General features: G+C 64.4%; 25 protein-coding genes and 1 pseudogene. 18 read left to right on the top strand and 8 right to left on the bottom strand.

The annotated features are described in order from the left end of the window. Positions 1-45: 45 nt before the first annotated feature. Together AC0V8S_RS07885 and AC0V8S_RS07880 are read right to left on the bottom strand one after the other, a co-directional pair. Positions 46-1,080: an L-idonate 5-dehydrogenase gene (locus AC0V8S_RS07885; RefSeq protein ID WP_475437360.1), complete on the bottom strand. Its 1,035-nt coding sequence runs from the start codon at positions 1,078-1,080 to the stop codon at positions 46-48. 70 nt (positions 1,081-1,150) lie between these two features. Continuing rightward, positions 1,151-2,098: a 2-hydroxyacid dehydrogenase gene (locus tag AC0V8S_RS07880; RefSeq protein WP_475437359.1), complete on the bottom strand. Its 948-nt coding sequence runs from the start codon at positions 2,096-2,098 to the stop codon at positions 1,151-1,153. Positions 2,099-2,176: 78 nt separating this feature from the next. On the opposite strand from AC0V8S_RS07880, the gene AC0V8S_RS07875 reads away from it, so the two are divergent. From AC0V8S_RS07875 to AC0V8S_RS07855, 5 genes are all read left to right on the top strand, one after another. Then, positions 2,177-2,932, top strand: a complete 756-nt coding sequence (locus tag AC0V8S_RS07875) for an SDR family oxidoreductase (protein WP_475437358.1) — start codon at positions 2,177-2,179, stop codon at positions 2,930-2,932. Beyond that, the gene (locus tag AC0V8S_RS07870) at positions 2,901-3,437 is read left to right on the top strand and encodes a gluconokinase (RefSeq protein ID WP_475437357.1); all 537 of its coding nucleotides are present in this window, start codon (positions 2,901-2,903) and stop codon (positions 3,435-3,437) included. Before AC0V8S_RS07875 ends, AC0V8S_RS07870 begins: the two co-directional genes overlap by 32 nt. Further along, positions 3,434-4,324, top strand: coding sequence for an NAD(P)-dependent oxidoreductase (locus AC0V8S_RS07865; RefSeq protein WP_475437356.1), 891 nt, complete (start codon positions 3,434-3,436; stop codon positions 4,322-4,324). Before AC0V8S_RS07870 ends, AC0V8S_RS07865 begins: the two co-directional genes overlap by 4 nt. Continuing rightward, entirely contained in the window at positions 4,321-4,662 is a 342-nt protein-coding gene (locus AC0V8S_RS07860; protein ID WP_183463809.1) for a hypothetical protein, read from the top strand. Before AC0V8S_RS07865 ends, AC0V8S_RS07860 begins: the two co-directional genes overlap by 4 nt. A gap of 137 nt (positions 4,663-4,799) precedes the next feature. Then, complete coding sequence (locus AC0V8S_RS07855; RefSeq protein WP_475437355.1) at positions 4,800-7,139, top strand: response regulator; 2,340 nt, start codon at positions 4,800-4,802, stop codon at positions 7,137-7,139. Positions 7,140-7,164: 25 nt separating this feature from the next. On the opposite strand, the gene AC0V8S_RS07850 is transcribed toward AC0V8S_RS07855, so the two are convergent. The 5 genes from AC0V8S_RS07850 to AC0V8S_RS07830 form a co-directional block, all read right to left on the bottom strand. After that, the gene (locus tag AC0V8S_RS07850; RefSeq protein WP_475437354.1) at positions 7,165-7,905 is read right to left on the bottom strand and encodes a class I SAM-dependent methyltransferase; all 741 of its coding nucleotides are present in this window, start codon (positions 7,903-7,905) and stop codon (positions 7,165-7,167) included. Between the two features lie 88 nt (positions 7,906-7,993). Then, positions 7,994-8,791, bottom strand: coding sequence for a Stf0 family sulfotransferase (locus AC0V8S_RS07845; protein WP_475437353.1), 798 nt, complete (start codon positions 8,789-8,791; stop codon positions 7,994-7,996). A gap of 114 nt (positions 8,792-8,905) precedes the next feature. Then, positions 8,906-9,760 carry a transglycosylase SLT domain-containing protein gene (locus AC0V8S_RS07840; RefSeq protein ID WP_475437352.1) on the bottom strand — a complete coding sequence of 285 codons (855 nt, stop codon included), beginning with the start codon at positions 9,758-9,760 and terminating at the stop codon, positions 8,906-8,908. Between the two features lie 5 nt (positions 9,761-9,765). After that, entirely contained in the window at positions 9,766-11,016 is a 1,251-nt protein-coding gene (gene ispG / locus AC0V8S_RS07835; RefSeq protein ID WP_095201223.1) for a flavodoxin-dependent (E)-4-hydroxy-3-methylbut-2-enyl-diphosphate synthase, read from the bottom strand. 318 nt (positions 11,017-11,334) lie between these two features. Continuing rightward, complete coding sequence (locus tag AC0V8S_RS07830; RefSeq protein ID WP_010911953.1) at positions 11,335-11,514, bottom strand: YdcH family protein; 180 nt, start codon at positions 11,512-11,514, stop codon at positions 11,335-11,337. 240 nt (positions 11,515-11,754) lie between these two features. Here AC0V8S_RS07830 and AC0V8S_RS07825 point away from each other — a divergent pair. After that, positions 11,755-11,957, top strand: a pseudogene (locus AC0V8S_RS07825) (YdcH family protein). 11 nt (positions 11,958-11,968) lie between these two features. Here the strand turns inward: AC0V8S_RS07825 and AC0V8S_RS07820 are convergent. Then, positions 11,969-12,757 carry an IclR family transcriptional regulator gene (locus AC0V8S_RS07820; protein WP_475437351.1) on the bottom strand — a complete coding sequence of 263 codons (789 nt, stop codon included), beginning with the start codon at positions 12,755-12,757 and terminating at the stop codon, positions 11,969-11,971. Positions 12,758-12,883: 126 nt separating this feature from the next. Here AC0V8S_RS07820 and AC0V8S_RS07815 point away from each other — a divergent pair, with 126 nt between their 5' ends. The 12 genes from AC0V8S_RS07815 to AC0V8S_RS07760 all read left to right on the top strand — a co-directional run bounded on the left by AC0V8S_RS07815 (position 12,884) and on the right by AC0V8S_RS07760 (position 20,689). Next, positions 12,884-13,582: a transporter substrate-binding domain-containing protein gene (locus tag AC0V8S_RS07815; protein ID WP_475437350.1), complete on the top strand. Its 699-nt coding sequence runs from the start codon at positions 12,884-12,886 to the stop codon at positions 13,580-13,582. 2 nt (positions 13,583-13,584) lie between these two features. Continuing rightward, complete coding sequence (locus AC0V8S_RS07810; RefSeq protein ID WP_475437349.1) at positions 13,585-13,755, top strand: hypothetical protein; 171 nt, start codon at positions 13,585-13,587, stop codon at positions 13,753-13,755. 71 nt (positions 13,756-13,826) lie between these two features. Further along, positions 13,827-14,492: an amino acid ABC transporter permease gene (locus tag AC0V8S_RS07805; RefSeq protein ID WP_183463821.1), complete on the top strand. Its 666-nt coding sequence runs from the start codon at positions 13,827-13,829 to the stop codon at positions 14,490-14,492. Between the two features lies 1 nt (position 14,493). Then, complete coding sequence (locus AC0V8S_RS07800) at positions 14,494-14,769, top strand: ABC transporter permease subunit (RefSeq protein WP_475437348.1); 276 nt, start codon at positions 14,494-14,496, stop codon at positions 14,767-14,769. Next, the gene (locus AC0V8S_RS07795) at positions 14,757-15,143 is read left to right on the top strand and encodes an ABC transporter permease subunit (protein WP_475437347.1); all 387 of its coding nucleotides are present in this window, start codon (positions 14,757-14,759) and stop codon (positions 15,141-15,143) included. Before AC0V8S_RS07800 ends, AC0V8S_RS07795 begins: the two co-directional genes overlap by 13 nt. A 4-nt stretch (positions 15,144-15,147) precedes the next feature. Beyond that, positions 15,148-15,942: an amino acid ABC transporter ATP-binding protein gene (locus AC0V8S_RS07790; RefSeq protein ID WP_475437346.1), complete on the top strand. Its 795-nt coding sequence runs from the start codon at positions 15,148-15,150 to the stop codon at positions 15,940-15,942. Positions 15,943-16,012: 70 nt separating this feature from the next. Then, positions 16,013-16,474 carry a RidA family protein gene (locus AC0V8S_RS07785; RefSeq protein WP_475437345.1) on the top strand — a complete coding sequence of 154 codons (462 nt, stop codon included), beginning with the start codon at positions 16,013-16,015 and terminating at the stop codon, positions 16,472-16,474. Positions 16,475-16,499: 25 nt separating this feature from the next. Continuing rightward, positions 16,500-17,705: an aminotransferase class V-fold PLP-dependent enzyme gene (locus AC0V8S_RS07780; RefSeq protein WP_475437344.1), complete on the top strand. Its 1,206-nt coding sequence runs from the start codon at positions 16,500-16,502 to the stop codon at positions 17,703-17,705. Between the two features lie 130 nt (positions 17,706-17,835). Next, a complete protein-coding gene (locus AC0V8S_RS07775; protein WP_475437343.1) occupies positions 17,836-18,039 on the top strand; it encodes a hypothetical protein in 204 nt (67 codons plus the stop codon). 37 nt (positions 18,040-18,076) lie between these two features. After that, positions 18,077-18,616: a sigma-70 family RNA polymerase sigma factor gene (locus AC0V8S_RS07770; RefSeq protein WP_183463833.1), complete on the top strand. Its 540-nt coding sequence runs from the start codon at positions 18,077-18,079 to the stop codon at positions 18,614-18,616. Further along, on the top strand, positions 18,613-19,521 hold the full coding sequence (locus AC0V8S_RS07765) for an anti-sigma factor family protein (protein WP_475437342.1): 909 nt from the start codon (positions 18,613-18,615) through the stop codon (positions 19,519-19,521). The genes AC0V8S_RS07770 and AC0V8S_RS07765 overlap by 4 nt, the downstream gene beginning before the upstream one ends. Before the next feature lie 184 nt (positions 19,522-19,705). After that, positions 19,706-20,689, top strand: a complete 984-nt coding sequence (locus AC0V8S_RS07760; RefSeq protein WP_183463837.1) for a sugar phosphate isomerase/epimerase family protein — start codon at positions 19,706-19,708, stop codon at positions 20,687-20,689. The last annotated feature ends 34 nt before the right edge of the window (positions 20,690-20,723 follow it).

Raw genomic sequence — 20,723 nt, 5'->3', positions numbered from 1 at the left:
CATACGTTATCGATATCACTGCGGAATGCAACGCGCCGCCAAGGCTCACGAGAAGGCGATCTGAACCTTCATCGCCTGGCTGCGGTCGTTGGCGAGTTCGAAGCCGGACAAGGCCTCCTCGCAGGCCACGGTGTGGGTGATCAGCGGCTTCACGTCGATCAGTCCCTTGCGCATCAGCTCAACGCCCACGGCGAATTCCGGATGGAAGCGGAACGACCCGTTGATCGACAGTTCCTTGGTGGTGACCGCCGACATCGGCAGGGCCATCTCGGCGCCGCCGAGGCCGAGCTGGACGATGGTGCCGCGCGGGCGCAGCGCCGCGATGCCCTGCGCCAGCGCCGCGGCGGCCCCCGAGCATTCATAGAGGATGTCGAACGTCCCCTTGTCGGCGAGATAGGGGGCCAGCCCATCCGGATCGGTGCGTGTGTTGATCGTCTTGTCAGCCCCGGCCCGCATCGCCATCGACAAGGTGAAATCGGCGATGTCGACGGCGACGATCTCGGCGGCGCCCGCACGCCGCGCGCTGAGGATCGACAACAGGCCGATCGGCCCGCAGCCGGTCACCAGCACCCGCTTGCCCAGCATCTCGCCGGCCCGGCGCGTCGCGTGGAGACAGACCGCCAGCGGCTCGGCCATTGCCGCCTCGCCAGCGCTCAACCCGTCCGCCGGCACGCATTGCAGCGCGTCCGCCACCAGCATTTCGCGGAACGCGCCCTGTATGTGCGGGAATGGCATGGCGCTGCCGTAGAAGCGCATGTTGAGGCACTGGTTGTGCATCCCTTCGCGGCAGTACCGGCAGCTGTAGCAGGGCCGCGACGGCGAGACCGCGACCAGTTGGCTAGGCTGCAGCCCGCTGACGCCGGGCCCAAGCTTTTCGACGACGCCGGAGACCTCGTGGCCGAGAATCATCGGCTCCTTCAGCCGCACCGTTCCGAAGCCGCCATGATTGTAATAGTGCAGGTCGCTGCCGCAGATGCCGCCGGCGGCGAGACGCAGCAGCACCTGGCCCGGACCCGGCTCTTCGACCGGACGGTCCTCGATGCGCAGGTCCTTGGCGGCATGGATGACGATCGACTTCATGGCAGGCGAGCTCCTCGGGCGATTCCAGGAAGGCTGTGCAGCGATTCCCTTCGGAGTTGAAATCTAAGAGTTAAAGCACCGGCGTGAGCAGCGGCTGGCCGGCAAAATGGGCGGCGAGGTTGTCGCGCACAAGCTTACCCATGGCCTTGCGCGTTTCGACGGTGCCCGACGCATGGTGCGGCTGCAGCAGCACATTGTCGAGCGCCAGGAAGCGCGGATTGAGCCTGGGCTCGCCTTCGAACACATCGAGCGCGGCGCAACCGAGTGTCTTGTTCTCGAGCGCGTCGAGCAGCGCATCCTCATCGATGTTGGAAGCGCGCGAAATGTTGATCAGCATGCCGTCCTCGCCAAGCGCCGCGATCACATCGCTGTTGACGATGTGGCGCGTCGCGGGCGACGCGGCAAGCGTCACGAACAGGAAATCCGAGCGCTCGGCCAGCTTGACCGGGTCGGCGACGAACGCCCAGTTCGACGCGAAATCCTTGCGTGTGGGGCTGCTGTACGCAATGTCCATGCCGAAGCCGGCGAGGCGTTTGGCCACCTCGTGACCGATGCGGCCAAGACCAAGCACGCCAGCCCGCCGGCCCCAGACGCGGCGCTGCAGCGGGTACAGCCCCTTGGCCGCCCAACTGCCGTCGTGCACCCAACGCTGCGCCCCCACCACGCCACGCGAGAGGGCAAGCATCATGGCGATCCCGAGATCGGCGACGTCGCCGGTCAACACATCGGGCGTGTTGGTGACACGCACGCCCCGTTCCCGGCATGCCGCGAGGTCCACCGCGTCGAAACCGACGCCATAGACGCTCACGACCTCGAGCGAAGGACAGGCCGCGATCATGGCCCGGCTGGCGCCGAGTTCGCCGCGCGTGGCGATGGCGCGTATGCGCGGCCCAACCTCTGCAAGGAAGGACGGCTTGTCGAGCGCGTCGAAATAACGGTGGACAACAAAGGCCTGGTTGAGTGGCTCCTCGTCCCACGCTGGATAAGGTCCAATCTGAAGGATGTGAGGCCGCTGCATCGGTTTTCGCTCCAATTGACTTGACAGCAATGTTATCGATAACATAACAACATTCAACGACGAGAGGCAATCGGGAAAATGTCGTCCACTCTGTTCGATCTCACGCGGCGCACGGCGCTCGTTACCGGCTCCTCTCAAGGCATCGGATTTGCGTTGGCCGAGGGCCTGGCCGGGGCTGGCGCCAGCGTGGTCCTCAATGGCCGCGACGCGACAAAGCTCGCGGCGGCGGCGGCACGGATACCAGGGGCACGAACACTCGTCTTCGACGCAACCGACCATGAAGCGGTGCGCTCCGCCATTGACGGTTTCGAGCTCTCCGGCGGGCAGATCGATATACTGGTGAACAATGCCGGCATGCAGTTTCGCGCGCCGCTCGAGGACTTTCCCGCCGATGCGTTCGAGCGCCTGCTGCAGACCAACGTCGCCAGCGTCTTCCATGTCGGCCAGGCGGTCGGACGCCACATGATCGGCCGCGGCCGCGGCAAGATCATCAACATCGCCAGTGTGCAGACCGCACTCGCCCGCCCGGGAATCGCACCCTACACGGCGACGAAAGGCGCGGTCGGCAACCTGACCAAGGGCATGGCGACCGACTGGGCCAAGCATGGCTTGCAATGCAACGCCATTGCACCGGGCTATTTCGACACACCGCTCAATGCTGCCCTTGTCGCCGACCCGGCCTTCAGTTCATGGCTCGAAAAGCGCACACCGGCCGGCCGCTGGGGCAGGGTCGAAGAACTGGTCGGGGCCTGCGTCTTCCTCGCCTCCGACGCGTCCTCCTTTGTCAACGGACATATCCTCTATGTCGATGGCGGCATCACAGCGTCGATCTGATCCGCCGCGCCGCATGGTCATCATGGGCGTTGCGGGATCGGGCAAGACAACGATCGGTGAGGCACTCGCCCGCGCGATCTCGGCGACCTATGTCGATGGCGACCAGCTGCATCCGGAGGCCAACATTGCCAAGATGAGCGCCGGCACTCCGCTTGTCGACGCCGACAGGTGGCCGTGGCTGGCAAAGGTCGGCGAAACCCTGAGGCCAGGCACGATGCCCGTCATCGTCGGCTGCTCGGCGTTGAAGCGCGCCTATCGCGATTTCATCACCGAACAGGCCGGAGCGCCGGTGCTGTTCATCTATCTCGACGGTTCGCACGAACTGATTTCCCGTCGCATGCGCGAACGCACCGGCCACTTCATGCCGACCAGCCTGCTCGACAGCCAGTTCGCGACGCTGGAGATGCCAGGCAAGGACGAGAACGCGATCAGGGTGGCGATCGACGCGCCGCTCGAGGAGATTGTCGCGGACATAACAACGAAATTCGAGGAGCGGCCGTCATGACCAACAACGTCGCATTGATCGGCGCCGGCGCCATGGGCGGGGCGATCGGCGAGCGCCTGCTCGCCACCGGCAATCGCCTCGCCGTGTTCGATCTCGACAAGGTCAAGGTCGAGGCGCTGGTCGCCAAGGGCGCGACCGCCATGGCGAGTGCGGCCGCGGCCGCCGGCGCGTCCGACTACGTCATCCTCAGCCTCAATTCGGCGGCGATCGTGCGCCGCGCGGTGTTCGGTGACGGCGGCGTGGCGGCTGGAGCGAAGCCCGGCACGCTGATCATCGACATGTCGTCCATCGACCCCGATGCGACGCGCCAGCTCGCCGCCGACGCAAGCGAGAAGGGTTTGCGCTGGGTCGACAGCCCGCTCTCAGGCGGCGCGCCGAAGGCGTTGATCGGCGAGTTGACACTGATGGCCGGCGGCGAAGAGGATGACGTCGAGGATGCCCACAATGTACTGCGCGACGTCGCGGCCAATTACACCCATATGGGCCCGGCCGGCACCGGCCAGACGACCAAGCTGATCAACCAGGTGCTGTGCGCGCTGAACTTCATGGCCGTGGCGGAAGCGACGCGGCTGGCGCTGGACGCCGGCGTCGACGTGCTGAAGATCCCGCAGGCGTTGAAGGGCGGCCGCGCCGACAGCGCCATCCTGCAGGAATACCTGCCGCGCTTCGCCACCCGCGACTACCGGCGCACGGGCCGCATCGACAATATGGTCAAGGATCTCAATGCCGCGCAGGATCTGGCGCGGCGCACGCATACGGCGATGCCGCTGACGGCCGTCTGCGCCGAAGTGCACAGGCTGCTGACGGCTGCTGGACTGGGCGGCGAGGATCAGGCCGCATTGATGGAATTCTTCCAACGCAACAACGATCAGGAGAACCGGACATGATCACGCGCTATGCGCTGTTTGAAGGCAAGGTGAAGGACGGGCAGACCCTGGCATTCCGCCAGGCTGTCCTCGAGACCGTCCTGCCGAAGTGGAAGGCGTTTCCCGGCGCGCTCGACGTGCGCGTCAGTTTCGCCGAAAAGCGTGACGACGGCGCACCGGAATTCCCGCTAATCCTGGCGATCAACTACCGCGACATGGCGGCCGTCGACGCGGCCCTTGCCAGCCCCGTCCGCGCTGAATCGCGCGCCGCGACCGAGGCGGTCCTGGCCAGATATTTCGAGGGCCGCATCCACCATCACGTCACGATCGCCAACGAGTTCCCCCTGGCCAAAGCGTAGTGGCATCCGCGGTTCCGGCCCCGGCTCGCTTCCTGGCGGGGTCGTGTCAGCAATCGGACAGGCGCGCCAACGAAATCTTAATGTAAATGAAGCGTAATCCCGGTCGTTAAAATAATGCGTATGTGTTGGGGTTGCGCATGCCGGAATATTCTTCCTTCATCCGGTTTGTCCGGATTCGCTATCTTTCAGGATTGCTGATTTTCGCGCTGGCTTCCACGGCCATCATGGTTGCGCTCAACCGTGTCAATTCCTTCCGTCATGAGGTCGATGCGCTGAGCAGCAACCTCGTCGTCTTCACCCGCGACCTGCGCAACGCGACCAGCTTCGCCGAGACGACGGGCTCCGCCTGGCGCAACGAAACGCGCGACGCGCTGACCGCATCGGCGCGCGACCATTCCGAACGCCTGACCAGCGAGATCGACACGCTGACCGCCCAGTTCGCCGCGCTGCGCTCGCGCCTGTCGGCCAAGACCATCAGCGAACTCGAAACCGCCTCGGTCAACGGCGACCTGTTCTGGTCGGCGCACGATATGGTGCGCAATTTCAACCTGATGTCGGTGGCGCAAAAGGCCGATGAATGGAGCTATCGCGAGATCCGCAACCAGAACGATCTGTTTGTGCAGCCGATGCTGGTCCGCGTCCGCACCGCCATGGACGAGGAGCGCCATCTGGCCGACGCATCCAGTGACCGGTTGCTCTTATGGGCGAGCGGCCTGTTGTTCGGCGTCCTGGCCATCGTCGCCTTCTGGATCTTCCGGCCGATGGAGCAGGCGATCCGCCGCGCCTTTGCCCAATCGGCCGAATCCCTGTTCAAGGCGGAGGCCGCCGACCGCGCCAAGTCGGAATTCCTGGCCAATATGAGCCACGAGATCCGCACGCCGATGAACGGCGTGCTCGGCATGGCCGAACTCCTTGCCAAGACCGAATTGACCCCACGCCAGAAGACCTTCACCGACGTCATCGTCAAATCCGGCAATGCGCTGCTCACCATCATCAACGACATCCTCGATTTCTCCAAGATCAATGCCGGGCAGCTTACCCTGGATCCTGCCCCTTTCCGTCTCACCGAAGCGGTCGAGGACGTGGCGACGCTGGTCTCGGCGCGCGTCGCCGAAAAGAACCTCGAACTGATCGTGCGTGTCGATCCGCGCCTGCCGGCCCATGTCGTCGGCGACGCCGGCCGCTTCCGGCAGATCGTCACCAATCTGGTCGGCAATGCGGTGAAGTTCACCGAGAAGGGCCATGTGCTGATCGATGTCGGCGGCGACACCGTCGATGATGTCGTCCAGCTCAAGCTGCGCGTCGAGGACACCGGCATCGGCATCCCGGCCGAGAAATTGCAGAACGTGTTCGAGAAATTCGCGCAAGTGGATGGATCCTCGACCCGCCGCCATGAAGGCACCGGCCTTGGCCTTGCCATCGCCGCCCGCCTGGTCGACCTGATGGCCGGCAAGATCGGCGTCGAGAGCGAGATCGGGCGCGGCTCCGTCTTCTGGTTCGGGGTGCCGCTGCCCGTGCACCACGCCGAGGCGCGCGATGCGATCGTGCCGGTCGATGTCACCGGCGCCCGCGTGCTGGTCATCGACGACAATCCCGTCAACCGCGAGATCCTGCTCGAACAGCTCAGAAGCTGGAGCTTCGACTGCGCCGCCGCCGAAAGCGGTGCCGTGGGGCTCGCCTTCCTCGATCGCGCCTGCCAGCTGGGCGCCAGCGTCGACTGCATCATCCTCGACTACCAGATGCCCGGCATGAACGGCGCCGATGTCGCCCGGGCGATCGCCGCCGACAGCCGGCTGTCGGCCATCCCGATCGTCATCCTGACCTCGGTCGACCAGGTCGATTTCGGCAAGATGATCATCGATTTCGGCATTGCCGCGCATCTGACCAAGCCGGCACGCTCGGCGGTGCTGCTCGGTACGGTCATTTCGGTCATCCAGAAGGCCCGCTCGCAGGTCGGCAAGGCGCAGTTCATCCGTGAGCCGGTCCAGCCGATGCCGCAGCCGGCTCCGCCGGCCTTCACCGTCATCCGCGGCCCCGCCATCCCGCTCGCCACCGCGCCGGAACCGGCCGTCACACCGAACGGTCCGATCGACATCCTCATCGCCGAGGACAATGAGGTGAACCAGCTGGTGTTCGGCCAGATCCTCAACGGGCTGGGCCTCAGCTACCGCATCGCCGGCAACGGTCGCACGGCGGTCGAGATGTACCGGTCGCTGCATCCGAAACTGATCCTGATGGATGTCTCGATGCCCGAGATGAACGGCTACGAGGCGACCCGCGCCATCCGGGCGATCGAGGCCTCGTCGGGCGGTCACATCCCCATCATCGGCGTCACCGCGCACGCGCTGAAGGGCGATCGCGACAAATGCATCGAGGCCGGTATGGACGACTATCTGCCGAAACCGGTCTCGCCCGATCGCCTCGGCGCCAAGATCGGCACATGGCTCAGCGAAACGGTGGTGGCCAAGACGGCGTGAGATATAGCCCCGTTAGGCTGCCAGATCAGCGCAGCCGACCTGTCGGGATGATTTCCGGAGAGGTGTCCGCATAGGATTCGCCTTGCCAGTCGCCGAACCATTGCTCCACCAGCAGGCCGGCGTCATCCAGCATCCCGGCAAGATCTTCCCTGTTCGGAAACGCGATTTTCGATTCGGCGCCCAGAACTGGTCTGCCGCCCGGAATTTCATAGAAGGTCGAATAGGTGACCACCGCACTGGCGGCATCCCAGTCGGCATCATACCATGCCCTGACCGTGCCAAGGCTGGGATGCTCCACCATCCTTTCGGAGCGCTGCGGCGTCCATTCCAGCCACGCCTCCATGGCGGGATTTCGCGTGTCGAAGATGAAGCGCCCACCGGGAGCGAGATGTTCGGCGATGGTACGCAGCACCGCCCGCTGATCCTCTTCGGTCAGGAAAACCTGGAACGCGTGACCGGTCAGCAGCACCAGATCGAACCGCCTTCCGAGCCGCACCGTTCGCGCGTCGCCGACAATCCAGTCGACCTTGTCGCCGCCGCTCCTGCGTCGCGCGACGTCGAGCATGGCCGATGCGGGATCGATACCGGTGACGTTGCACCCTTCGGCCATTTCGGCAGCCAGTTGACCCGTGCCGCAACCAAGATCGAGGACCGAGCCGCCATCCCGGGCAAGACGGATGCAATAGTCGAAATCGGCGCGGCCATCCTGATTCTCGATGTCGCAGAACTGAACGAAGTCGGGATCATTGTAGATCAGATCGGTCATGTCGCCGCCTATAGCTCAAATGCTTGCCATGCCCGACGGGCACAATCCACGCCGCCGATGACGTTGCGGCCTTGCTCGGCCCCCATACTCAGCCGGCCGCCTCCAGACGATAGCGGCGCATCCAGTCGAGGCTTGTCTCGTCGGCGAGCTTCGCGACGCCTGGCCGGATGTCATCGGCATTCGGGGGCTGAACGCCGAGGGCCTCGCAGATGGCCACCAATGCCGCTGCCGGGTCGGCGGAAAGTTGCTCGTAGCCAATGCGCAACGGGGTCAGACCTTGCGCCGCGAACCAGATGTTCCAGGCCGTGTCATAGGCTTCGAGCCTGGCAAGCTCCCCTTTGATCAGCTCGAAATCATACTGGGGTTCTTGCGCCGGTGCGACCCTCTCGATCTCGGTGCCGTCAGGCGCGATGTGCCAAAGACCGGTCTGCTGTGCCTTGATCAGCGAGATCGCCTGCGCAAGCTTGTTCTCGCGCGACAGGTGGATGTAGAGGGTGCGGCCAAAGGCCTTTGCGAAACGCGCCGTGTCCGACGCCAGCCCTGGGAAAATCCGGTCGAGGATCGCCGAAAGTTCATCCAGGTTTTCGTGCATCAAGCGCAGGCCGAAGATGCCTGTCCCGCCCTTGCCGGCGGTGATTGCCGCATTGAGATAGGCCGTGTTGAATTCAAGCTCGCCCATCGTGTCACGAGCTGGCAGTTTCCACTCCTGCGCCCACTCCGCCACATCCTGCCGCCGATAGAAGGAGTGAGGATCGCCTGATGTTCCAGTGGATGCCAGGAGCTTGCACAGCAAAGTGCTGCCGGTTCTCGGCGTGCCGCAGATAATGTAGGCGTCGAACATCCCGCTGCCCTCGTCGTTCATCGCAGGCAGGGCAACCCCGGCCAATCCACCGCCGCCTATAGTCGAAATTGTTGCTGGATGCGACGGGCACATTCCAGCGCGGTGAGATGGCCGGTGTCGACTTCGAGACGCCCTCAGACCATCCGGCTCCGGATCGGCCTACCGGTTGCGCACCACCACGCAGGCGCCACCGACGCTCTGCAGTTTCTGGCAGATGACGTTGGCGGCGGCACGGTCGTCGACCCCGATCCGGACCGCGTAGATACCGCGCCGGCCGATCGGCGTGCGCACCCGGCTCACCACCGGATCATGGCCGGCAAGCAGCGTCGGAAACCGGCTCCTCACCCGCAGCCACTGGCCGATTGCGGCACTGCGGCGGAAATTGCCGGCCACCTGGATGCCCCATGGTTTGACGTTGATCGAGGCCATCGCCACGGTCTGCGACATGATCACCGGCAGCTTGCGGCAGGCGACGGCAAAATCCGCCTTGGCGTCGAGCGGCTCGATTTTTCCGGCATAGGCGGGGTCGGTGAATTTGTCGACTGGCTCGCCCATGACATCGAAGACATAGCTCTCGGTCTCCATCGGCAGGAAGCCGCCCGAACCCAGCCAGCGCGACACCCGGCTTTCGCCGGCATTGTAGGCGGCCGCGGCCAGACCAAGATTGCCGTAGCTGGTCTTCATTTCGGCGAGATATTTCGCCGACGCCGGGATCGCCTGATTGATGTCGAAGGAATTTTCGAGCCCCCGCATCTTGGCGGTACCCGGCATGAACTGAGCGATGCCTTCGGCGCCGACGGGGCTGACGGCATTGGGATCGAAACGGCTTTCCTTCCAGATCAGCCGGGCGAAGAAATCCCGGGGCAGGCCGTTCTGGTCGGCATGGGCCTGGATCAGGTTGCAGACCTTGTCGATCAGCCGCTGCTTGGCCGATTGCGGCGGATCGGCCTGAACGAGTGTCGACCAAGCCATACCGCACAGGACAATCAGCGCCGCCCAGAGGAAACGCTGCATCTGAGCTACTCTGCCGCGGCCTTGCCGCGACCAAACCGTTGCTCGATATAGTCGGCGACCATTTTCTCGAAATCCGCCGCGATCGACGGTCCGCGCAGCGTCGCCGCCTTCTTGCCGTCGACGAAGACGGGTGCCGTCGGCGTCTCGCCGGTGCCGGGCAGCGAAATGCCGATATCGGCATGCTTGGACTCGCCCGGACCGTTGACGATGCAGCCCATCACCGCGACCTTGAGGTTCTCGACGCCAGGATATTTTTCGCGCCACACCGGCATGTTCTTGCGCAGATCGGCCTGGATGTTCTGGGCGAGCTCCTGAAACACGGTGGAGGTCGTGCGGCCGCAGCCGGGGCACGCGGCGACGATCGGCACGAACTGCCGGAAACCCATGGTCTGCAGCAGTTCCTGCGACACCTGCACTTCGCGTGTGCGGTCGCCGTTCGGCTCCGGCGTCAGCGAGATGCGGATGGTGTCGCCAATGCCCTGCTGCAAGAGGATGCCCATGGCGGCGGACGAGGCGACGATGCCTTTCGAACCCATGCCGGCCTCGGTGAGGCCCAGATGCAGCGCATGGTCGGAGCGGGTGGCAAGCTCGGTGTAGACGGCGATCAAATCCTGCACGCCGCTGACCTTGGCCGACAGGATGATCTTGTCGCGGCCAAGGCCGATCTCTTCGGCCATCTCGGCCGACAGGATCGCCGACTGGACGATCGCCTCGCGCGTCACCTCCTGCGCGGTCAGCGGAAAACCCTTATCCTGGTTGTCGTCCATCAGCCGGGTCAGAAGCTCTTGGTCGAGCGAGCCCCAGTTGACGCCGATGCGCACCGGCTTGTCATGTTTGATCGCCATTTCGACGATCGCGGCGAACTGCCGGTCCTTCTTGTCCTTGAAGCCGACATTGCCGGGATTGATGCGGTATTTGGCCAGCGCCTCGGCGCAGGCCGGATGGTCGGCGAGCAGCTTGTGGCCGATATAGTGGAAGTCGCCGACCAGCGGCACGTTGATGCCAAGCCGCTGAAGCCGCTCATGAATGCGCGGCACGGCGGCAGCGCTCTCGTCGCGGTCGACGGTGATGCGCACGATCTCGGAGCCGGCGCGGTGAAGTGCTGCGACCTGCGCGACGGTCTGGTCGATGTCGGCCGTGTCGGTGTTGGTCATCGACTGCACGACAACCGGAGCGCCGCCGCCGACGACCACGCCGCCGACATCGACGCCGACCGAGGTGCGGCGGGGGAAGGGAAAGGAAAAATATCCGGTCATGCCGGCAGCCTTTTGTCTCTGGGGCCTTGCGCGTCCATTTGGACGCGCAAGCACTCCCCGGGGCCGATGCGCTGAAGTCCGGGCATGAGGTGGAGGAGCAAACATGGCTTGTCAATGGCGACAGGTCGCCACTGGCAGCAATTGATCCGGGCCGGGGGCGTGAAACAGGGCACGACCGCGCGATGGCCGAGGTGCAAAATGGATCTGAGGGATATTAGCTGCGGCTTATGACTTGGCGCTGGAAATCAAAACCCGACACACCGGCGGCGATTGCCGCCGGCAAGAAGACCGCATAGTGGCGGCTATGTCAGTCGGGCATCAATGCGTGGTCGGTTGCGCTTTCAATTTCTCAATCGCATCCTTGAGTGCCAGCTTGCGTCGCTTGAGATTCACGATTTCGAGGTCGTCCACCGACGGGTGGTTCATCGCGTCATCGATTTCACGTTCGATGTCGCCGTGTTTCCGCTGCAACTCATCAAGATGGGAAGCAAGAGACATGATTGGTTCTCCCTTTCATGGTTTCCTCGATTGCAGCCGTCAAGGCGCGTCCACCGCAGGCTCGCTTCTGTGACGGCACAATGACACTTTGCCACCTTCCGAATGCGATGTCGAATGCTGCGTGGTAGCATTCCACGACAATGTGAAATGTGATATGGGCTGCGCGCCGGTGGCAGAAATTGCCGCCCCCGCCCAATCAGGCCCAGCTTTTGGGCGCCGCAGACGTGCAGACGGTAGAGAATGTCCGATCAGGAACAGGCCGATATTCGCCTCGAATTTTCCCGGCTGAAGCAGGAACACGCCGATTTCGATGCCGCGATCAACGCGATGATCGCCACCAATTGTGACCCGCTGCAGATCCAGCGCATGAAAAGAAGAAGCTGGTGCTCAAGGACCGGCTGATGGCGCTGGAAGACAAGATCATTCCAGACATCATCGCTTAGCCGTCTCTCGGCTATCCGCCGATCGACAGCCTGCCGGCGCGATCGCGCAGCAGGCCGATGAGGCTGCCGGTCCGTTCCTCGGACGTATCGATGGGGACCACCAGGCACATCGTCGCCTCGACCTTGCCCGGCGCTGAAAAGACCGGCACGGCAAGACATTTCGTGTAGGCATCGACCAGCCCCGAGGTGACGCAGTAGCCGGTCACCCCAGCCTTGGCGATGTCGGCGATGAAATCGTCGAGCCGCAGCTTGCGGCCGTCAGGCAGCACGAGATCGTCTTCCGACACCATGGCTTCGATCTCGGCCCGCTCCAGCCCCGCCAGGAGCAGCCGGCCAGACGCGGTCCAGGGCAGCGGTATCTGCAGGCCGGTGGCCGAGCTGATGCGGAACGGCCTGGTGCCGGGGCTGGAGTGGACGATGGTGTAACGGCCGCTCTGCAGCATGCACAATTCCGAGGTCTCGCCGGTCTCGCGCGACAGATGGTCGACTTCCTGGCGCCCGCGCCGCAGCAGGTCGTTGCCGCGCACATAATCCATTCCATAGAGATAGAGCTTCTTGCCGAAATAGACGCGGTTGCCGTCGCCCGCCATTTCCAGCAGGCCGGCATCGACCAGCGAGCGCACCAGCGTGTAGGTCGTCGAACGTGGCGCGTTAACTCCCTTGGCAAGGTCGCCAATGCCGATCGCCCGCTGCGTCGTGTGCAAAAAGTCCAGGATCTCGAGCACCCGGTTGAGGCCCTTCTCGCGGGAGGCCGTCGTCTTTTCGACGGCCGAAACGGCCAAGGCATTGCCATCTTGCATTGTCGATTCCTGGTGTTAGTATCTGTCTTGTACAGGATACATGCGTCTCTTGTAAGAGACAATCTTTCGATAATCATCGACGTGTCTTTCCTGTGCATGGGGAACACAACACGAAAGGAGGTCGCCGTGAACGACACATCCGGAAGACGTGATTTTCTGAAATTGGGAATGGCGGGACTGGCGACGGCCGGCGTGCTGGCAACCGTCGATGCTCAGAAGGCCGCCGCCCAGGCCGCATCCGACAGCCTGCTGCGCACCGTGCTCGACCGCGGCAAGCTGATCGTCGGCACCGGCAGCACCAACGCGCCCTGGCATTTCGAGAACGATGCCGGCGAGCTGGTTGGCATGGACATCACTATGGGGCGCATCCTGGCCAAGGGCCTGTTCGACGATCCGACCAAGGTCGAGTTCGTCATGCAGGATCCGGCGCAGCGCATTCCCAACGTCACCACCAACAAGGTCGACATCACCATCCAGTTCATGACCATGAGCGCCCAGCGTTCGCAGCTGGTCAATTTTTCCCGGCCCTACTATGTCGAGGGCGTTGCCCTGCTGAGCCTTCCGACAGCCGAGAACAGGACGTTCGACAAGCTGCTTGCCGCCGGTTCGGCGACGCGCATCTCCATCCTGCAGAATGTCGATGCCGAGGCACAGGTGCATTCGGTCCTGCCGCAATGCCAGGTCATGCAGATCGACACCCAGGCCAACGTGCTTCAGGCGCTGGAATCGAAGCGCGTCGACGCAGCCGCCGTCGATCTGTCCACCGTGCGCTGGCTTGCCTCGCGCAACCCGGACAAATATTCGACGCCGGCAAGAGCTGGCTGAGCATGCTGTATGGCGCAGCACTCCGGCAAGGCGACCTCGACTGGCTGGCCTTCGTCAACGCGACGTTCACCATCGCCATGTTCGGCCACGAAAACGCCCTCTACGACGCAGCATTCAAGGACTATTTCGGACAGGAGCCGCCGGCGCGCCATCCCGGCTTCCCGGCCATCTGATCTGCATCGGGCGGAAGGGCACATCCAGCGCCCTTTCGCCTCCCGACGGTCCGCGGTGCTAAGGCTTACGCATGGGCTATGCCCTTAATTTCAACCTGATCTGGCGGCATTTCGACAAGCTCTGGGGCGGACTGCTGCTCAGCCTCGAGCTTGCCGTCATCTCGATCGCCATCGGCACCGTCATCGGCCTGGTGCTAGCGGTCTGGTACGTCTCGGCCGGACGTACGGTGCGGGCGATCATCGCCGCCTATGTCGAATTCATCCGCAACGTGCCGCTGATCTTGCTCGTCTATCTCGTCTTCTACGGCCTGCCGACCGTGGTCGACCTGGCCTACAGCGCACCGACCTCGTTCGTCCTGACGCTGTCGGTCTATAGCGGCGCCTATCTGGTCGAGGTGTTTCGCTCGGGCCTCGAGGCCGTCCCGCGCGGCCAGCTCGATGCCGGCAAGGCGATCGGCCTGACGCCCTGGCAAAGGCTCATCCATGTGCGCCTGCCGACCATGCTGCGCATCACGTTGCCGGCGCTGTCCAACACCTTCATCTCGCTGTTCAAGGACACCTCGATCGCCTCGGTCATCTCGGTGCCTGAGCTCACCTTCGGCGCCCAGTGGATCAACTTCAACACCTTCCGCATCGTCGAGGTCTATCTGGTGACGACGGCGATGTATCTGCTGACCGGCTACATCCTGCTTTTCGCGCTCAGGCTCGTCGAGCGCCGGTTCAGGGCGGCGCGCTGACATGCTGAGCCAGATCCTCTACGCCCTGCCCTTCCTCGCCAAAGGCTTCGCCGTGACCCTTTGGGTATCGCTCCTTGTCGTCAGCCTGTCGCTTATCGCCGGCGTCCTGCTGGGTGTCGGCCTGGTCTATGGCCCAGCCCCGTTGCGCTGGGCCGTGCGCATCTTCTCCGACACCATTCGCGGCATTCCGATCCTGGTGCTGATGTTCTTCGTCTATTACGGCCTGCCCGCGATCGGACTGCATCTGCCGTCCTTCTGGCCGCGGTGCTGGCGCTGACCCTGTTCAAGACGGCGCAGGTCATCGAATATCTCAGGGGCGCGGTCGCCTCGATCCCGAAAGGCCAGTCCGAGGCCGCGATGGCGATCGGGCTGACCTTCCGCCAGCGTCTGACCTACGTCATCTTTCCGCAGGCCTTCAGGCGCTTCCTGCCGCCCTGGATCAATGGCGTCACCGATGCGGTCAAAGGCAGCGCGCTGGTGTCGCTACTCGGCATCACCGATTTGATGCAGGCCATCAACCAGGTCATCGGCCGCACCTATGAGGCAATGCCGCTCTATATACTGGGCGCGCTCATCTATTTCGCGGTCAACTACGCGCTCTCGCTCGCCGCCCGGCGGCTCGAGCAGCGCTTTGCCTTCATTCGGGAATAGCACGATGTCCGACGCCACAAATGCCAGTCCCGCGCTGCTCGACGTGCGCGATGTCTCCAAGGCCTTCGGCGCCGTCGATGTGCTGCGTTCCGTCAGCCTGCAGATGAAACGCGGCGAGGTGGTGACCGTCATCGGCCCCTCGGGCAGCGGCAAGACCACGCTGCTGCGCTGCGTCAACTTCCTCGAAAGCTATGACTCAGGCTCGATCCGCATCGACGGCAAGGAGGTCGGCTACCTCTCAGCCGGAACGCGCCAACGCCGCAGCGAGCGCGACTTGGCCGCCATGCGCGCCGAGACCGGCATGGTATTCCAGAGCTTCAACCTGTTTCCGCACCTCACCGCAGCCGGCAACATCATGCTGGGCTTGACCAAGGTGCGCGGGAAGAGCGAGGCCGAGGCGCGCCAGGCCGCCGAACACTGGCTTGGCCGCGTCGGCCTCGCCCACAAGGCCGACAGCCTGCCGGCCGAGCTTTCCGGCGGCCAGCAGCAGCGCGTCGGCATCGCGCGGGCCGTGGCGATGGAGCCGAAAATCCTGCTGCTCGACGAGATCACCTCCGCCCTCGACCCCGAACTGGTCGGCGAGGTGCTGGCCGTGGTGCGAAGCCTTGCCGAGGACGGCATGACCATGCTGATGGTGACGCATGAAATGGCCTTCGCCCGCGACGCTTCGAGCCGCATCGTCTTCATGGCCGATGGCGGTGTCAGCGCCGTCGGCCCGCCCAAGGAGATCCTCGCGGCGGAGACCAGCAACGAACGCCTCCGCACCTTCCTGGCGCGCTTCCGCGCCTCGCATTTCTGACATCGGGCGGCCGACACCGCTGATTTTTGAATATCGGATGGCTGAAGCCAACCAAGGGGAGCCCTCTTCCATGACGCCTTACATCCGGCTCGCCGAACTCGGCCTGACGCTGCCCGAGCCGCCGACGCCCATCGCCAACTTCGTCACCCATGCCGAGAGCGGACGGCTGATCTTCCTGTCCGGCCAGGGGCCGCTGCGCGCCGACGGCACGCTGTGCACCGGCAAGGTCGGCGAGGATGTGAGCGTCGAGCAGGCCTATGAGCATGCGCGCCTGACCGGGCTCAATCTGCTCGCCGTCATGCATGCCGCCGCCGGCGATCTCAGCCGCATCGTGCGCGTCGTCAAGCTGCTCGGCTTCGTCAACGCGACGCCGACCTTCAGCGACCACCCGAAAGTGGTCAATGGCTGTTCGGACCTGTTCGCCGATGTGTTCGCTGATATTGGCGGCCATGCCCGCTCGGCCATCGGCGTCGGCTCCTTGCCAGGGAACATCACCGTCGAAATCGAGGCGGTCGTCGAGATCGCCGCCTGACCTGCCACTCACGGGATTTGCTGACATGAAAACCACTTCCTCCGCCGGCTCCAACACCACCATCCGCGAACGGCTGGGCTTGCGGCCGATCATCAATGTCTCCGGCACCATGACCGCGCTCGGCGCATCGATCATCGTCCCGGAAGCGATCAGCGCCATGGCGGAAATGGCGTCGCAATGGGTGGAGATGGACGATCTGCAGCGTGCCGCAAGCACGGTCGTCGCACGCCTGACCGGCGGCGAGGCCGGCTTTATCACCGCCTGCTGCGCCAGCGGCATCACCATGGCGATCGCCGGTGCGATGACGGGAACCAACCTGCTCGCCATCGAGCGTCTGCCTGATGACACCAGCGACCTCAAGTCGGAGGTCGTCATCCAGCTCGGTCACATCGTCAATTACGGCGCCCCGATCGATCAGTCGATCCGCGTCGCCGGCGCCAAGGTGGTGCCCGCCGGCACGGTCAGCGTGACGCAGGACTATCATGTGCGCGAAGCGATCAATGACCGCACGGCGGCCGGCCTCTATGTCGTCGCTCACCACACGGTGCAGTACGGCATGCTGTCGCTGGAGGAGTTCTGCGAAATCTGCCACGCCAAGGGCGTGCCGGTGATCGTCGATGCCGCGTCCGAATATGATCTGCGCGGTTTTCTGGCGCGCGGTGCCGATGTCGTCATCTACAGCGGACACAAATTCCTGAGCGGGCCGACCAGCGGCATTGTCACCGGCCGCAAGGATCTGGTGCGATCAGCCTATCTGCAGAACCGCGGCGTGGCGCGCGCCATGAAGGTCGGCAAGGAAAGCATCGCCGGCACCATGGCGGCACTGGAAGCCTGGGAGAAGCGCGATCACGCCGGCATCCGCCAGCGCGAGGACGCGGCGCTCAATCTCTGGAAGGACGCTTTGCAAGGACTGCCGGGCATCTTTGCCAAGATCATTCCGGACCCTACCGCCAATCCGCTCGACCGGCTGCAGATCTTCGTATTGCCGGAGAGCCGCTTCAGCGCCGCCGGCCTCGCCTCGGCGCTGGCGGCGGGCTCGCCACCGATCATCGTGCGCAACCACGAGGTCGAGCGCGGCCATTTCTTCCTCGACCCCTGCAACCTCCACCCCGGCGAGGCGGAGATCGTCGCCGAACGGCTGCGGGCCACACTTACCGCGAAGGACCGCCCGGCCGATGCGATCAAAGCCGCACGCAAGGATTCGTCGGGCGTCTTGCGCTGGCCGGATTAAGCGTCAAACCGACCAAAAGCGGCAGCTGATCACGCGACTGTGATCAGCCGGATTCGTCGACGGTGGGAATAAACCGGCTCCGTCACAGGTCTCCTCGGCATACGCCACGTCTGGCGTTGAGGAGACCGGCATGCCGCATCATTGCAAAGACAGCGAACACGGCTGCGGCGTCGGCCGTGGCTATGCGCTGGGCAGCATGAGCGTCGTCAGGCTCTCCTTTGTAGCGCTTGACACCGGTGACGCAGATGAATTCAGTTTCAGCAAGGCAGGCGGCTCTGCCTGTTTCCGGGGGCTTTGCCCCTGCGAGCAGGGCGAGATCGCCGTCGCATCTTGAGGCGGCACGGCCCGGAGTATGGGATCATGGTGCTGCTTTGAGCGAGAGGGCCCTGGCGGAACGCTTCAACGAAGTGGTGCTGCCGCATCTCGGCGACGCGCTAGCGCTGGCCCGCTGGCTGACCGGCAATGCCGCCGATGCCGAGGATGTGGTGCAGGACGCCTGCATCAAGGCGCACGCCGGTATCGCGGGCTATGCCGGCGGCAATGCCCGCGCCTGGCTGCTGACCATCGTGCGCAACACCTCCTACACCTGGATGGCGCGCAACCGGCCGCGCGGCATGCTGGCCGTTGGCGACCTCGGCGATCTCGACGACATGGCTGCGGCCCACGGCACCAGCCTGCCGGACGAGGACGGCCCGGAGGCGAGCCTGATCGCCAAAGCCGATACGGCAGCACTGGAGGCGGCGATCGCTGCCTTACCGCCGCCGTTTCGCGAAACGCTGGTGCTGCGTGATATCAACGGCCTCAGCTATCGCGAGATATCGGCCATGCTTGCCGTGCCGATCGGCACGGTGATGTCCAGGCTGGCCCGCGCTCGTGGCCTGCTGGCGTCTGAATTGGGGAGAGCGTCATGACGCACGACGACGGACTGCCCAACGATCCCGAAGGTATCAGACTGATGATCCATGCCCTTGTTGATGGCGAGCTTGATGCGGCGGCCGCACTTGCCGTGGAACGCCGCATCGCCGCCGACCCGAAGCTTGCTGCAGAGCATGCCCGCATTGTCGCCTTGCAAGGCGCGGTCAGCCGCTTGCCTCGCCCCGATGTCAGCGATGCGTTTCGGGCCCGCATCGCGGCGATCGGCACGCCGACCACCGAACAGCAGGCGCCAGCCGAGGCGACCGAGCCGCCGCGGGGTGCGCCGTCGGCACTGCCGGGATTGATTGCGGGCGCTGGTGGCGGCCAGCGACGGGAAGCCGGGACACGTCCTTCCCAGGCGCGGCCATCGCCGAGAGCGCGCCGCTTCGGCTCGTTCGACTGGCGCGCCATGGCCGCGTCGATCATGATCAGCGCGGTGCTGGCCAGTGGAGCGACGCAATGGGTGATGCAGAGCGGCGTCGATGACGGCTTTGCCGCGGCGGTCGCCAGCGGCCATCGCCGCAGCCTGCTTGCCGCGAGCCCGATCGACATCGTCTCGTCCGACCGCCATACGGTCAAGCCGTGGCTCGACGCCCGCATCGGCGTCTCGCCGCCGGCGCCCGACCTTGCCCAGGACGGCTTCGCGCTGATCGGCGGCCGGGTAGAGGTGATCTCCGGCCGGCCGGTGCCGGCCCTAGTCTACCGTCACCGCGAGCACCTGATCACGCTGGTCGCCGAGCCGCAGCAGGGCGGCAAGACCACCAAGCCGGACGACCTTTCGTCCGGCGGCTTCTCGATGGTGCACTGGAGCGACGGCGCCTTCTCCTACTGGGCGATCTCCGACATGGAACGGCCCGAACTCGACGATTTCGTCGCCCGCTTCCGCAAGGCGGCGGTGTGAAGGCAGTACAGCCCCGCTCTTGATCCTGACGCTCTGAAGGAGTCTCCGACCGGGAGACTGCCGGCGCGCCCGTGTGCACTCAGCCCGGCTGCAAGCCGGATCACCGGCCTCGCGGTTCTCTTCAAAACAATAACTTTACAAACTTTTGTATTTATGTGAAGTCATGACGATTGAAGGATCGTCCATGACAGCCAACCGTTTCGCCACGCGCCTCAATTCCTTTGCGTCACAGCCACAGGCCGAATGGCCCGATCTTGCCGGCAAGCCGTCGCTGATGCAGATGGCGGCGCGCGCCGCCAAGGTCGAGGGGCTTACCGATCTAGACCTCAACTTTCCTGACCATGTCGGTGAAAGGCCGTCGGAAATCGCCCGCAAGCTCAGCGATCTCGGGCTTTCCATCAATGGCTTTGCCATGCGCTACTACTCCAACCCCGCCTTCAAGCTCGGCGCCTTCACCAATCCCGATCCGGCGGTGCGCCGCGAGGCCATCGACCTGACCAAGGCCGGCATCGACGCCACGCGTGAAGCCGGCGCCAACCTGATGACGCTGTGGCTGGGACAGGATGGCTTCGACTACGCCTTCCAGGCAGACTATGCGACGTTATGGAAACACGAAATCGATGGAATTCGTGAAGTGGCCGCGCATGATCCCGACTGCCAGGTCAGCCTGGAGTACAAGCCCAACGAGCCGCGTTCCTACTCGCTGATGCCGGATGCCGCGACCACCTTGCTGGCGATCCGCGAGGTCGGCCTGCCCAATCTCGGCGTCACCCTCGACTTCGCCCATGTGCTTTACGCCGACGAGCAGCCGGCCTTTGCCGCCGCACTCGTCGCCCGGCACAGCAAGCTTCTCGGCGTGCATCTCAATGACGGCTACGCCAAGCGCGACGACGGCCTGATGGTCGGCGCCGTGCACACGCTGCAGACGATCGAATTACTGCGCCAGATCCGCCACGACGGCTACGCCGGCGCCATCTATTTCGACACCTTTCCCGACATGACCGGGCTCGATCCGGTGCGCGAATGCGAGGTCAACATCGCCACCGTCAAGCGCATGCTCGGTGTCGTCGAGCGGCTCGACAGAGACAACCGTCTGTCATCCGCCATCGACCGCCAGGACGCAGTCGCCACGCAGGCCATCGTCCAGGAGATCATGCTCGGGGCCTGACCGCCGAAGCCGCTCAACCACACCGCCGTTTTCA

The sequence above is a fragment of the Mesorhizobium oxytropidicola genome, assembly GCF_056174625.1.
The sequence above is the reverse complement of the archived record's forward strand: the minus strand, read 5'-3'. Positions and strand labels throughout refer to the sequence as shown.